11 protein-coding genes, 1 tRNA gene and 1 pseudogene are annotated in these 13,766 nt (G+C 53.4%); 8 read left to right on the forward strand and 5 right to left on the reverse strand.

The features are described 5' to 3' along the window. Nucleotides 1-101: 101 nt before the first annotated feature. Nucleotides 102-449, reverse strand: coding sequence for a hypothetical protein (locus tag FJ146_10035; GenBank protein MBM4252299.1), 348 nt, complete (start codon nt 447-449; stop codon nt 102-104). Nucleotides 450-577: 128 nt separating this feature from the next. Here FJ146_10035 and FJ146_10040 point away from each other — a divergent pair, with 128 nt between their 5' ends. The 7 genes and pseudogenes from FJ146_10040 to FJ146_10070 all read left to right on the forward strand — a co-directional run bounded on the left by FJ146_10040 (nt 578) and on the right by FJ146_10070 (nt 9,247). Continuing rightward, nucleotides 578-1,615: an alkaline phosphatase family protein gene (locus tag FJ146_10040; protein MBM4252300.1), complete on the forward strand. Its 1,038-nt coding sequence runs from the start codon at nt 578-580 to the stop codon at nt 1,613-1,615. A 151-nt stretch (nt 1,616-1,766) separates the two neighbouring features. Continuing rightward, nucleotides 1,767-2,750, forward strand: a complete 984-nt coding sequence (locus tag FJ146_10045) for a hypothetical protein (protein MBM4252301.1) — start codon at nt 1,767-1,769, stop codon at nt 2,748-2,750. A gap of 29 nt (nt 2,751-2,779) precedes the next feature. Continuing rightward, nucleotides 2,780-4,756, forward strand: coding sequence for a hypothetical protein (locus FJ146_10050; GenBank protein MBM4252302.1), 1,977 nt, complete (start codon nt 2,780-2,782; stop codon nt 4,754-4,756). A gap of 178 nt (nt 4,757-4,934) precedes the next feature. Then, complete coding sequence (locus FJ146_10055; protein MBM4252303.1) at nt 4,935-6,494, forward strand: hypothetical protein; 1,560 nt, start codon at nt 4,935-4,937, stop codon at nt 6,492-6,494. A gap of 690 nt (nt 6,495-7,184) precedes the next feature. Then, nucleotides 7,185-7,280 (forward strand): annotated as a pseudogene (locus FJ146_10060) (energy transducer TonB). 359 nt (nt 7,281-7,639) lie between these two features. Next, entirely contained in the window at nt 7,640-8,419 is a 780-nt protein-coding gene (locus FJ146_10065) for a twin-arginine translocation signal domain-containing protein (protein ID MBM4252304.1), read from the forward strand. A 21-nt stretch (nt 8,420-8,440) separates the two neighbouring features. Then, nucleotides 8,441-9,247, forward strand: coding sequence for a uracil-DNA glycosylase (locus tag FJ146_10070; protein MBM4252305.1), 807 nt, complete (start codon nt 8,441-8,443; stop codon nt 9,245-9,247). A 276-nt stretch (nt 9,248-9,523) separates the two neighbouring features. Here FJ146_10070 and FJ146_10075 read toward each other — a convergent pair whose 3' ends face one another. Further along, nucleotides 9,524-10,321 carry an acyltransferase family protein gene (locus FJ146_10075; GenBank protein ID MBM4252306.1) on the reverse strand — a complete coding sequence of 266 codons (798 nt, stop codon included), beginning with the start codon at nt 10,319-10,321 and terminating at the stop codon, nt 9,524-9,526. A 225-nt stretch (nt 10,322-10,546) separates the two neighbouring features. On the opposite strand from FJ146_10075, the gene FJ146_10080 reads away from it, so the two are divergent. Then, a tRNA-Leu gene (locus FJ146_10080) sits at nt 10,547-10,633 on the forward strand. An 18-nt stretch (nt 10,634-10,651) separates the two neighbouring features. Here FJ146_10080 and FJ146_10085 read toward each other — a convergent pair. The 3 genes from FJ146_10085 to FJ146_10095 all read right to left on the reverse strand — a co-directional run bounded on the left by FJ146_10085 (nt 10,652) and on the right by FJ146_10095 (nt 13,619). After that, the gene (locus FJ146_10085; GenBank protein ID MBM4252307.1) at nt 10,652-12,145 is read right to left on the reverse strand and encodes a M20/M25/M40 family metallo-hydrolase; all 1,494 of its coding nucleotides are present in this window, start codon (nt 12,143-12,145) and stop codon (nt 10,652-10,654) included. A gap of 84 nt (nt 12,146-12,229) precedes the next feature. Next, complete coding sequence (locus tag FJ146_10090) at nt 12,230-12,769, reverse strand: hypothetical protein (protein MBM4252308.1); 540 nt, start codon at nt 12,767-12,769, stop codon at nt 12,230-12,232. After that, nucleotides 12,672-13,619 carry an aromatic ring-hydroxylating dioxygenase subunit alpha gene (locus FJ146_10095; protein ID MBM4252309.1) on the reverse strand — a complete coding sequence of 316 codons (948 nt, stop codon included), beginning with the start codon at nt 13,617-13,619 and terminating at the stop codon, nt 12,672-12,674. The genes FJ146_10090 and FJ146_10095 overlap by 98 nt, the downstream gene beginning before the upstream one ends. Between the last annotated feature and the right edge of the window lie 147 nt (nt 13,620-13,766).

Raw genomic sequence — 13,766 nt, forward strand, 5'->3', positions numbered from 1 at the left:
TGAAGAGTAAGGTTGTCGGAGGTCTACGGCGCATCCAGAAGGATGAGGAGAAAGTCCGCTCGTTCTTCGCGAAAGAGTCAACTCGCTACGCTGCTTGACGTCTACATACTTTCGAACGCGTTAATAAGATAAGATCTGATCAGGACTGACTGCTTTTTTATGTCAGCCACCGCGCGAAACTCTAGGCGCCGCGAAGCTTGCGAATTAGGTCCGTTTTCAACCAAGACTTTTTTGGCGTCTTTAAGCAAAGTTCCCTTAAAAAACATCAGTGCGAGACAGGACTTGAACGGCTGGATGATGGCTACATTGTGCCCTTCATGACTGTAGCAAGGCAGACGCCATTTGATGTTCTCATCAAGTTTCACAGAGCGCACAACGGCGCGAAGCATCACCATTTCGTCACGCCATTTGGTGGCGCCATTGAAAAACTTATCAACCGATGATTGCAAGGTTATAGACCTCCACGCTGCGTCACTTTTAAACGATTAGAGATTCATCCTAACACAAAATCTTCTCCCATCCTTTGCACAGATTTAATGATCTTCTGTTATCATGTCAGCAAAGATCAGACGACAGGATGCGAGATAACTTTATGAACCGACGCCAATTCGTGCGGACCAGCAGTGTCGCGACTGCAGCTGCCATGTTTTCCGGTAGAGCGATTGCAACGGCATTCCGGTTGCCGCGCATGGCGAAACCAAACCAAAGCAATACACTAAAGAGAATCGCCTTCGGATCCTGCAACCGCACCCATAAGGATCAGACATTCTGGCGGACCATAACAAAAACCGCTCCGGACCTATGGATTAGCCTAGGTGATAATATCTATGCCGATGACCTCAATATTCAGGCGAGGCGCCTCAAGTACGAAAACCTGCGCCTTAACGAAAACTACGCATCGTTTGCCGCAGCTACACCCATCATCGGCACGTGGGATGATCACGACTACGCTTCTAATAATCAAGGTGGTGAGTTTATCGACAAAGTTGCAAGCAAAGACTTGTTTCTTGACTTTTTTGATCTCGCTACACCAGATTTTCTTGATCGCAGTGGCGTCTATCAGAGTTACGTCTTTGGTACCCCAGGTCAGCGGACCAAAGTGATCCTGCTCGACTGTCGCTTCAATATGGACCGTTCACGGACAGCGCCCCAAATTCTCGGTCAAGATCAGTGGCAATGGCTTGAGAGCGAGTTAAAAACAGGCGACTTTGAGCTCCTGTTACTGGGCAGTAGCATAAGCCTTACAGCCAACTCAGTTGGGTTTGGCATCGAAGGCTGGTCGAGTTTTACTGAAGAGAGGCTGCGCCTCTACGGTGCTCTTAACGCGCTTAGCTGCCCCATTATCGTTATCAGTGGCGATCGCCACCAGTCAGACATCTCACGGATCGAGCTTGAAGGTGGATCCCACGTTTATGAATTCATGTCGAGTGGCCTTACCCACTCTTTACCGATTCCGATTCCGAATAACGCCCGCATCAGTCAACTGATCGGTGATCGGAATTTTGGCCTTATTGAAATCGACTGGAACGCAACGGGACCATCCGTACTTTTTCAAACGAGAGCGCCACATTCAGGACTGATCCTGGACGAACTACGCCTGCCGCAGCGCCGATAAAACCAATAATTCTGGTTTATTAAGATGCTGATTGGTTTTCTTGCTGCGCGCCTTGGGGCATATGAGCTATACAACCCCCAACCAACTTGGGCTGCCATTCGTTCTCAATCGCTTATCCGACGAAACAAACAATAGGTATCGATAGACTCCCATGCTTAAGACTCACAGCATCTACCTCCCCATAGTACTTCTCATCGCGTCACTAAAGTTTGGCTGCACGCACATTCAAGGGACCAGTCAAGAACCGGCCGGCGATCTGAGTCAAGGACCCGCTTGGAAAGACGAGACTGATGCCATTCTCGCAGCGATCGCGACTAGCTCTAGCGCAGATCAGGAGCTGGTATCACGAGTGCCAGCTCTTGCGGCGATGGCCAAGAAAGACGCGACTACGCCACAAATCTTCGGATTCTGGGGCACAAGTATCAATTTTGACGAGGCCGCTAAGGCGGAAATCGTCAATGCCTCGGTCCTCACTGCTGTGGGTCGGCTAGCTGGTGTGCCGATGGCTGGCCGCCATGTGCATGCAGGTCTAGCTCATACCTACGGGTACCTACTAAGTAACTTGGTGACTCCCTATGGCTACAAGCGTGAGCGCTGGACTTTGCCCACTATCGATCAAGGTTTTGGCTGGAATCGAGGGCCGATTGCGCCAGTACCGCCGCAAGGCACGTTGCTGACCAACGTGACACTTTTAGCTGGGAAAATCGCCTTCCGCGATGACGCTAAGCGCTTACACAAATTGACCGGTACGTTGACGAGTGCGGCACCAGAGATTGTTGCATTAGATACGTCAAAACTCGTGATTCGACGCTTAACGGAAACCGTTACAATACCAGAAGATCAGAAGGCAGGTCTCAGGACACGAACAATTAAGCTCTACACTGACTTAGTGAAGCTACCACAAGTCCCAAGTACAGCCACTGCGCTGACGCATATTCTTGTTTACTCCATAGCCGACACGGCGGTCGAGGGCCGTCGTCTCATAACGCTCTTTCCGATGACGGATGCAGCTGCTAACGGCGTTTTCACACCTGCTAACCTCGGCGCTGACAAGCCCGTAGTAACCCGTTACAACGCCTATGTGCCTGGACTTACTGGTCATGCGACAAATGGTAGGCGCATTGCGACTCCCTAAACTTCAACGACTACCAGGATTGTCTCACTATGGTTCGCACGCGGCGACATTTTTTTAAGCACAGCGGTAAACTCGGTGGCATGTTCGCCGTTGGCAGTAAAGGACGCGCCGCAGTAGCATCGAGGACTTTTAGAACAGAGACTAACTTCGAAGTCCGCGACTATGCCGAGAGACTAGCGACGACTTTTGCCCATGGCGTGGCATCCGGGGATCCCCTGCCACAGAGCGTGATTATATGGACTCGGATCTCTGGAATTAAAGCCGCCCAGGTTTCCGTTGAGTGGCAAGTGTCACACGACCTAGGGTTCAGCCAAATTGTAGCGTCGGGACTCACGGAAACGTCAGCCGACCGTGATTACACGGTTAAGGTCGATGCTGCCTTACCACGACCTGGGACCACTTATTTCTACCGATTTAAAGCTAACGGCACATGGTCCATGGTAGGTCGAACGAGAACAGCTCCGCTGGTCACCGATCAGGTGCGTTTAGCCGTCGTGAGTTGCTCGAGTATTTGGTCTGGTTATTTCAACGCCTACAATGTCATCGCCGGTAGAAATGATATCGATGCCGTCATTCACCTCGGTGACTATACCTACAATGTGCCGGATCCTGATGAGCTACGCAATATGCCGCAAGATCCGCTCAATGCGGTGAACCCCGATAGTCTCGAGGCCGTGCGGCAGAGATATCGATATTTTCGTAGCGATCCTTTCCTCCAGGGGGCTCATCAGCAGCATCCCTGGGTGATTGTTTGGGATAATCATGACATTGAGAATAACGCATCGCGTGCTGACAATATTCGAGCCTTTCACGAATGGACGCCGATCCGATCTCCTGATCCGCAGGATCCCAACCTCATATACCGCAGTCTAAAATTTGGCGATTTAGCTGATTTAGTGATGCTGGATACGCGGCACATTGGACGAGGCAGGATGAGTGCAGCTACCGGGCAAATTTCGCTGCTTGGTGACAATCAGTTTGATTGGCTCACTAATAAATTATCAGAGTCAAAAGCCACGTGGCGCATCATCGGCAATCAAGTTTTGATGGCACCATGGAAGATCGCCACGAAAGTGCTCTGTCCGATTAACTGGGACGGCTACGAAGCTGACCGGGCCCGCGTTCTGCAGCATCTTAAAGACTCAGGGATCCAAAATACGCTCGTCGTTACGGGCGATCTTCACTTATCCATTGCCGCTGATCTGGCCATTGACGGTGAACCTGTGGCTGTAGAATTTCTCCCAACCAGCGTGACGCGCGGCAATTTGGATGAGCAAGTTAAAGGTGCATTCGAGAATGTAGCTGCCATGGGCTTTGAGGCGGCGACCCGTCTTTTCAACCCCCATATCAAATATTTTGAAAGTCGCTCCCACGGATTTGGTATTGTCGATCTGAGAGATAGCGGCGCCACCCTTGAATTTTGGTACGTCCCCCACGAAGAGCTCAGCACCGAATGCCGCCTCGGTCACAGCATGTTTGTAGCAAGTGGGGCCCAACGCATTACCGGATCAGTGAACACCGCAACCACTGGCCCACAGATGAGTGAGCAGGCTCCGTCTCCCACACGCCTTTATGATTTTAGTACGGAAGTAGGGGGCACCGGAGGCCACTACTTTGATGACGCCGAGCAACTGCCAATAGATGCGCGCATCAAACAAGTGACGCTGCGATCAGGTCTGAGAATAGACGGGATGAGCGTTCAATATCACGATGGTCTTTTGCTTCACCGTGGGGGGCAAGGCGGGTCGGATCAAACAATGGCCCTAGAGCCAGGGGAATATATACGGCGCGTGTTAGTTGGTGTCGGCAAACACGGCAAGACCATTTCCATTCACCACCTGCGCCTAGAGACCTCCCACGGGCAAACGCTGAGCGGCGGTATCCCCACGCCTCATACCATCGAATTCATTGCCCCGTCCGGATATCATATCGCTGGATTCCGCGGGCGCGCCGGCATTGAACTTGATAAACTCGGCCCCATTTTTGCTCCGGACCTGCCGCACTAGTGCCGCTAAAGAGAAAAAAGCATTAGTCAAAAACATAAATAGCACGGATAGTTGTTGTAAAAATTATCAACTAGCTAAAGTTTACTATTGGTCGCGCCGATACGAAATCATGTCCTGCCCGTATAGAGGTTTTGTCGCAACGAGCGACCTTATCCCAAAATTTAGAGAGGGCAGATTCATGAGCAAGTCTAGAAAGCAACTAGCGGCTAATGATCAGAAAACACACCAAGAACTCCTCATTATGGAGAGACGCGGGTTCTTGCGCAGCGCCCTCCTCGGAGGACTAGGATACGGTGCCTACAGCTTTTTAAAACATAAGGGCGTCAATCACGTTGCGTCCTTTGTACAAGATGCGATGCTCCGGACCGGTGCTAGCCCCCTACACGCAATCGACGTGATCAATGATGCCCTGCGTGGCGGTCCCTCGCTACTGTCACTGAGTCGGGCGATGGCAGCCGGTGCTCAGCAAAAACCCGCCGTATTCCATGTGTTCTACCGCATGTCGCACGATATTCGCCATGAACTCAATCTGCTCGATTATGGTCCGCAGTACAACATGTTTGGCACTGGTAGCCTCAACGCAAAAACTAACCCTGACAACATTGCCCAGACCTTAGCCATGAAAGCGCCGGGTTCACTGAACCTCCTCAATAAATGGGCTTACGATATTTTGACCACTGGAAAAGTCGACGGCCCGAACGGCACACGAGTACCACTAGGCGGAAGCGCGGCTGATTCACCTGCGCTCGACGCGTCCAAGATCACTAATATGTCCATCATCGCCGGTGTGGGCATGCCCGGTAGCCAAAAAGTTCATGGCAACGCACTAACGCCGGGATACGGCAACCTGGAATATCTGGTGCAGCAGGCCTTCGCCAACTACAGCCCAGTTGGCTCGGTGATCTTCGGCACCAGTGCTTTCGACGGGACCGGGGCCGTGCAGGTTCCTGGGAAAAAAGTGAAGCAGTTTATCAGTGCTATCGATTCACCTGGTGGCTACATGCCGCGCGACAAAGTCGATAACAAAGTTACACTATTTGATGACCTTACAGGTTCGGCCGCGGTCAAGCAGATACGCACGCAGATGCTGGATGCCCACGCAGCTCTCAAACAAAAACTGCAAGCGATCCAGCAATACGGAGCCATGGCAGACATGACTTTCGGCAATTTCGGCACCAGAAATCTTGAGGGATTTGCGGGGATGAGAGTCTTTGCGGAATTGTTTGAAGCCGGTATGGCCAACCTCGGTAGCGTGGGCCTGCTCTCCCACGATCACCATGAGGCGGACATCCTCAGGCAGCCAGATGGAGACACCGGCAACATGTTGTCGGAGACGGCGCAGGCACTTGCCGGAACCTACTACATTGCACAAGCCGCTTTTGCCGCCAAGCGAGACGCCATCGTCCACCTGAGCACGTGTAGCAACCGTAGCCAGAACTGGGTTGATGACAACCAACATGTCTCGACGCTCACCATCATTATCAAGGGCTCTGGTAGCAGCAGCCCTTTCGCCGCCGTGCCACCGCAAACTTTACTCATCGGGGACAATGCCAAGTCCGTCTATGCCGAAGGTCCTAAGGAGTCCCCTGTCTTCACGAGCGCTACGGCCAAGCAGCTCGGCGTGGGAGCCGCGGGCCTCGTTGGTAGTTTGGAAGCAGGTATAGTCGAGGCAGTGGGTAAGGCCACGGGCGCACAACCTGCGATTCAACTGATTACTCCTACCGCGAAGATTATTTGAGGGCAAAATTTCGTAGCAAAATTTCTTTATAACTTATCGATATAGCTAATTTAATAATAATTATTTAGTTATCTCTAAAGTTTCGTTCAGCAGGTTCCGAAACCAGATACTGAGTTCACGAGAGAGTTAACGATTTCCGTCGCAGGGTTGGGGAGGGTTATGAAGCTCAGTCTTACAAAAAGTCTTGCCACGTTGGCCGGTGTGACGGGGCTTTCGGTGCTTCTTGCGGCCTGCGGCACTCCGGTGACCCCGCAGCCTGCTGTCGCCTCCCGAGTGAAGAACGGCAGCGGCCTCACGAGTGGCGGCAACTGCAAGCCCACAACAAAACTGACGGCAGCAGACACACTGAACTTAGCCGATGCGACAGTAGGTGGCTACGCTGATACCATTAAACCCATCCTCGATAAGCACTGCGTCTTCTGCCACCGCGCCCAGGGCACCCCGCCAGACTTGAGCAGCTACGCAGCGGCATCCACCGTGACGACGCGAGACCTGTCGCTCAAGACGATTCTTGACGAGAGTATGCCCACCGGCCCCAAAAAATTGACCGCCGATGAAAAGGCTAAGTTTAAGGCCTGGGTAGACGCTGGCGCTCCAGAGACGGCAAAACCCGCCGCAGCAGCTCCTTCAACACCGGGCACTGGTTCCGGAACGACCGGGTGCAGTGCCGATGGCACCCCCAATGGTGGGACGCCAAAACCTACACAGACAACTCCGAAACCAGGACCGACACCTGCTCCTGGTACACCGGCACCAAAACCAACGCCGACACCGCAACCCCCAACGCAGCTCGCTGTGACTTACGATAATAAGATCGCCGGATACCTGAACGCCTACTGCACCAATTGCCATGGCGGAAGCCGTCCCAAGCTTGAGACCTTTGCGCAAGCCAAGGCAAGCGCAGCGGCAAGTCTGGCCAGTATGAAGAGCGGCCGGATGCCGATCGGTCAAAGAGCGTCCGCTGCCGATATCGCTGCCTTTGAGTCCTGGGTCAATGCAGGAGCACCGGAGAAGTAATAAGGCAGCGGAAATAACGATCCCAAGCCAACGCGGCCCCCCTTGGAAGCCGCGTTTTTGTTTGAGTTTCGCCCACTAAGCTTTACCATGAAGGGAGGAGCTGCTGTCGTGATTCATCTGCTGGCTCGATGATAGGAGTGATCGCCATGCAAAGACGGGATTTTTTGACAACATCGCTGGCGGCTGGTGCGGCCCTAGCGACACTCAATTTGACCACCAAAGCGGCAGCTGCCGGTACTAAGGACGGCGCCACCAAGCCCGCCCCAACACCAGCAGCGCCGGCGGCGCCTGCAACGACCCCAGCGCCGGTGGCCGATGTTTTCGTTCAGCCACCGCTACCCTACAGCCTGGCTGCCCTAGCTCCCTTCCTCAAGGAGGAGCAGATGAGCTTTCACTACAATAAACATCATGCTGGTTACTTTAAGAAGTTAAACGGTCTGGTCGCTGGCAAACCAGAGGCCAAAATGAGCCTGGAAGACCTCATCACTAAAGCTCAGGGGCCGATTTATAACAACGCTGCCCAAGCGTGGAACCACACCTTCTTTTGGAGCTGTATTTCACCAGACGGTGGTGGTAGCCCTAAAGGCCCTATTGGTGATGCTATCGACCGCGATTTTGGTGGGATCGACCAGTTCAAAAAACTCTTTGGCGAAACTGCCGTCAATCTATTCGGCTCGGGTTGGGCATGGCTGGCTGCGGGCAAAGACAAGAAGCTGCAGGTCCTCGGCCTCCCGAATGCGGACAATCCCCTGCGGCAAGGTCTGACACCGATACTCACTCTAGATGTTTGGGAACACGCCTACTACATCGACTACCGCAACGACCGGGCCAAGTTTGTCGAGGAGTTCTGGTCTAAGGTGAACTGGGAATTCGCTGCGCACAACTTAGCTTCGTTGGCAAAAGCCTAGGCCCGCGTTATATCTCTACACATGACAACGACCGCGGTTGAATGGCTAGGGGCCATAACACGCGGTTTGTGCTTTCTTTTGGTCGCCCTTGGACCACCCTACTGTCATGGAGTTGCGACATTGACAACCAACGAGCCCAGACCAGTGCAACTTGATCCCACCTGGAAGAACGTCCTCGGCGACGAGTTCACAGCTCCCTACATGCGTGAGCTGCGTAGCTTTCTTGAGCAAGAATACAGCAACGGTAAGGTGATCTTTCCCGCTGGGCGGGAATACTTCCAAGCTCTCAACCTGACACCGCTGCCCGAGGTCAAAGTGGTCATCCTCGGCCAAGACCCCTATCACGGTCCGGGCCAGGCACACGGTCTATGTTTTTCGGTGAGACCGGGCGTTCCGCCCCCGCCATCACTCGTCAATATCTTCAAGGAGCTGAAAGCTGACCTCGGCATTGCTCCTCCTGCGCCGCTCCATGGATCACTCGAGTCGTGGGCAAAACAGGGAGTTTTGCTTCTAAACTGCGTCTTAACGGTGGAGCAGGGTCTGGCGGGATCCCATGCTGGACGTGGGTGGGAGCGATTTACAGACCGTATTATTTCTATTTTAAACGAGGGTGCCACCAATCTCGTATTCGTCCTCTGGGGAGCCTATGCCCAGAAAAAGGGCCAGTACATCGATCGCAGGCGGCACCTGGTCATCAGTAGCGTGCATCCGTCACCACTGGCGGCTCACCGCGGCTTTTTGGGCAGCAAACCATTTTCGCAGATAAACGAATATTTAATTATCTGCGGCAAAACTCCAATCGATTGGCAGCTCCCGTCTCTGGCCTGACCCAAGGAGACCCAAGGAGCAAGGCACGCCGCAGCCCCCGTCCAGCCGCTCGAAAGGCCCCGGGGGTGTCCCCCCGGGGTAACCGCTGCCGTCCCGCCCGCTAGTATTCAATTTAGCAATGTTTAGATGTTAGATAATGAATACCGCAAAAGGCCGCTGATGCATACAAAAAAATTACATCTCGGCAACTTACGACCTTCCCTCCGTAGGAGACGACCGGATCGTGGCGCCAATACGGCATCGCGACTTGATAAAATATTCATTTAATTCAGGCGGTTATCCCGGCATGCCGCGGCGGCGGCTGTAGTCCTTGCCCGACCGGCGCGGATCCCTGATCCCAGAGCACATGAGTTCGTTCATCTTATCGACCAACTGACCGTGAAACACACGGGCCCGGCGGTCACGTTCAGCTTCGTTACGTGTCCACTTGGGCGGCATCATTGGCTCGCTCAGGTAATGGGTCAGCTGAACCGGCTTAGGAATCGGGGATAGTCCGCGCCCAGCGGCAAGAAACACGGGGAGCTTGTATTTTTCGTAAAAAAATGACGTTATGTTTAGTGGCAGTACGTCATATAGCTCATCCGCTTTGGGGCACGCGGCTAGTATGACCGGCGTCTTAGTCTTCATCGCCACATGGACGAAGCCGAGGCGGTGCTCCCACTTAATCTGGTAACGCTGCGTCGAAGGCCTGAGAGCCTCAAACATGCCACCGGGAGCCACGGCAACGATTTCCTTTTGCTTGAGTAGCTGCTCGGCAATATCGCGTCGCCCCTGGATGGCACCGAGGTAATTTTCCATGAAGTTGCCGAGCAGTGGCACCTTGAAAAATAGCCGATCCAAAATCGTCCGCGCCGCCACACCGCGCTCCATGTAAAGGGCGGCAAGCATTAAGCTGATGTCATAGGTGGCTAGACTATGATTGAAGACCAGCGTGGCTCCTGTGCCTTCAGGCACATGCTCGAGCCCCTTAACCTCATGATTGTGGTAGCGGCGCGCAGCTTGAAAGACAGGAATTAAAGTCTTCAGCCAAGTTTCATGCTGAAACATCGGGTTCACTAAGGACTCCACCGGCATTTTATGAATGGGATCTGATAAGGCGTGGTCAGGACGACCTAAGGCTTACTATTTTAGGATAAGGGACGACGGCATTTCCTTCAACTCCAAGGCTCGCGCTTAAATTAGCGCGCCGTCAACCAGCGCAATTCGCTGAATTTACCCGACAAATAAAATTAATGGCCAACTGCAACTTCGTGCTTCAAAGACCTCGATAGCTTTGCTATACAATGGGCTCGCAATTCTGGCGGCATGGCGGAATTGGCAGACGTGCTGGACTCAAAATCCAGTGTCCGCAAGGACGTCCCGGTTCGACCCCGGGTGCCGCTACCACTCTCTCTTAGCATCCCTTTACATCGATGTGCTCTTAATCAGCTGGATATAGAAGCGTACCGCTTCGCCATAAGCCGTGACCGCAATACGCTCATTCGTGCCATGAAAGCGCCCCTGATCCTCCGGGCGCCAGCGAATCGGCAAGAAGCGGTATACGTTGTCGGTCAAGTGCTTGTAGGCCACGGAATCGGTCGCTCCCACAGTTGCATAAGGAGCTACCAGTGCATCGGGAAATACCATGCGTATGCTATCTGCCAGGCGTTTGAAGCTCGGCGCCTCCGGATCCGACTCCGGTGCGGGCTCCCTGGTCACCTCTAAGTTTGGCGTGACTTTGACGGCGGGATCATCAATGACCGCGACCAGACGATCAACAGCACGAGCCACACTGTCACCTGCGATAAGCCGTAGATTGACCGTGGCCGTGGCCCGCCCTGGTAGTACGTTATCTTTGATGCCTGCATGAAACATGGTTGCAGCCCGCGTCGTATGCAGCGAAGCACGCCCCGAATTTGTGCTGGCCATGGTCCTCGACACAAGCGGACTAAACGCCCATAAGTTAGCGATTGCCAACTGACTACCAAAGCTCATACCTGGCGCTAGTGCCTTGAGCGAGGCCTCGAGCGTACGGGTGATTTGATAGGGCTCTGGGTGCTCCTCAATCCGATGTATAGCGCGCGCCAACCGCCCGATGTTGGTTGTTACGCCTGGCATGGAACTGTGACCACCTGCGCCTTCAGCACTCAGCTCGACGCTGACATAGCCCTTTTCCGTGACACCAACCATGGCTGCTGGCGGTTTGACTCCGCCAACAATCTGCTCGGTGACCATCCCCCCCTCATCCAAGAGATAATCAAGCTTCACGCCTTTAGCCTGAAGCGCACGGCCCATCGCAGCAGCACCAGATCCCCCAACCTCCTCGTCATGACCAAATGCAAGGATAACGCCACGTCTGGGCTTAAAACCCTTACTGAGTAGGTGATCCACAGCTTCTAAAATGCCGAACATCGAGGCCTTATCGTCGATGGCGCCACGCCCCCAGACAAAGCCCTGTTCGATAGCACCGCTGAATGGAGGATAAGACCACGCATCCTCTGTACCAGGAGACACGGGCACCACATCTTGATGGGCCGTGAGCATGATCGGACTCAGGCTAGGGTCAGAGCTAGCCCAAGTCAGGAGGAGGCTCCCCCCAGGAAAACTCTCGACCTTGAGCGACGCGAACACTGCGGGAAAGGAGCTGCGCAGCACTTCATGTAACTGCGCTATGGCGGCTTCGTCCGCTGGCGCGGCCGGACGGTGAGAAATGGTGGCTACTCTGATCCCTCTGGCCAAGCGTGTGGCCATGTTTGCAAGGACCGCAGGATCAGGATCAAACGCCTGCTCCGAGGAAGCGATGGTGGCGGCGGTGGCTGGCGATACCGCAACACTGTTGTCTGCCGCGCTGAGACGCACAAGCATTACTATCAGCACTAACACGAGCAGCACCACGCCGGCACTCAATGCACGCAACATCTTTACTACCTCATGGGATGATCGTCCTACATGAGATAGTCGGCCCTCCAGTCAATTAAAGTCAATCCAATAAGGACTGGTACCTCAGACCGGAAACTGACCAATGCCACCTGGCACAACCCTGAAAGCGCGATCAAATAGGTGGCGTATCGCCTCCTTGAATACATGGGGTTCATGTGTGGTCGCTAGCTGCAAGATCTCATCACGGTCGAAGTAGACCCCGCCACACGAAGAGCAAAGATCACCTTTGAGACCGAAAAGCTCTTCCTCTCGCAAGTCATGGCCGCATTTCGGGCACTTCATCCAATGGTCCTGCATAAGCTGAGTATCCGCCCGCTCCTGACGCAGACGGTCAAGCTCGCGCCTATTCTGCTCAATCAACTCGCGATTGAGTTGGTAAAAGTACTCAGCCTCGCGGTCATACCCAGTGCGTTGGATATCTTGTGTCAGTGTGTAGCTGCGGTCGTCCATGGCATACCTCACAAGTCTAGTGTCAGGCTCCTTTAGTCTAGGGAGCCTGACGTCTTTACCCATGCAATCCTGATGCCACCCTATGCTTCTGCGCCTTTTCCCACAGACGGCGCAGATGACGGATGGGTCCATCACCGGCAAATAAGAGTTCACCAGCACCGGTATCAGTGCTAGCACCCGCCGGATGACTGTTCACTATCCGCGAGTCCTGCTTAAACACGATGCGATTCGATTGGTTCATCAAACGCGTCAGCGCCGACCCTAGAAGGGGCCATGTAACTAAAGCTTGATAGGTACGAAGGTAAATCCGCGTGCGATTCTCATCAATGGGACAAAAAGCCAACATGATACGAAATCGTTTGGTAATCGTATTCATCCAAATATTGGGCATTTTGAAACAAATGGAACTGTCGGCAAACTTTTCGTTCTGCTGCACCGAAAATTTGACGCTACTATCATCGGACTCGACGGTGGCCTTGCGCGTTGGATCAAAGCCGCGACCGATGGTTGTCCGGTGTACAAAGGCCAAATGGACGAAGTCGAGTTGGTTTTCGATCGCTCTAGTGATGTGGCAGTCCACATGTTCAACGATGGTTGCGTAGTCGAAGCTATCGTCGAGCTCATCGAACCACGGCACTTGATCTACCTGCGGGGCCTCATCTCCGATCCATAGCCACACAAAACCGTATCGCTCAACAGTCCAAAACGTCTGTAAACAAAGCGCTGAGGCAGGCTTGCCCGTCTCTGGGACATGACGGCAGGCACCCCCTGCATCAAATTGCATGCCGTGAAAGGGACACGCAATGGTTCCAGATTTAGTGATTGATCCAAGACTCAACTTAACCGAACGATGAGGACAAAGATCTCTCTGAACGACGAGATTACCGGCATTTTCTCGCCAAAAAACCAAATCTACACCGAAGCGACGCATACCAACGGGCCCTGTTCGTCCTACTTCGCGTGACTCCGCTACGGCATACCATCCCTGGGGGTATTGGTGCATATTCTCGCCTCATCAAAGCAAAACTTATTTTTTTTGTCACTTCAAGTTTCAAGACAACGCGCGATGTACTAAGTTGGTCTAGATTTTGATCAGATCACTGTCTCCAAATCCTTGTCTACTTTTTTGACAGCACTGTTTCGACTGGTT

The organism is Deltaproteobacteria bacterium, assembly GCA_016874735.1.
In the GTDB taxonomy this organism is placed as follows: domain Bacteria; phylum Bdellovibrionota_B; class Oligoflexia; order Oligoflexales; family CAIYRB01; genus CAIYRB01.